The 248-nt window shown below is 41.1% G+C and carries 1 protein-coding gene; it reads right to left on the bottom strand.

The annotated features are described in order from the left end of the window. The coding region (locus IEX97_RS13265) for a hypothetical protein (RefSeq protein WP_229776951.1) at positions 1-248 on the bottom strand (248 nt) is incomplete at both ends.

Below are 248 nucleotides of genomic sequence, written 5' to 3'. Positions count from 1 at the left end.
GGCAACTCATCGTCTTTAAACGTACCTAACATCTTGGCAAGGGCCACATTTACAGCAAAACTACCAACCCCCACTGTATCGGCAATAAAAGCAATCACACCGCTAACCCCTAGTTTTAAATAGTGCGATGGTGTGAGCGGAACTACAGGTTGATGCCTAACCTTATAAAGCATGACCGCCACACAAATCAGGGTCAAAAGGATAATTGAGAAAATAATTAAAGTGATGGCCATTTTAAACTCATAAAA

The sequence above is a fragment of the Paenalicyclobacillus cellulosilyticus genome (assembly GCF_014647315.1).
Classification (GTDB): domain Bacteria; phylum Bacillota; class Bacilli; order Alicyclobacillales; family Alicyclobacillaceae; genus Alicyclobacillus_J; species Alicyclobacillus_J cellulosilyticus.
Note: the sequence above shows the minus strand (reverse complement) of the source record. Positions and strands in the feature narration are given on the sequence as shown.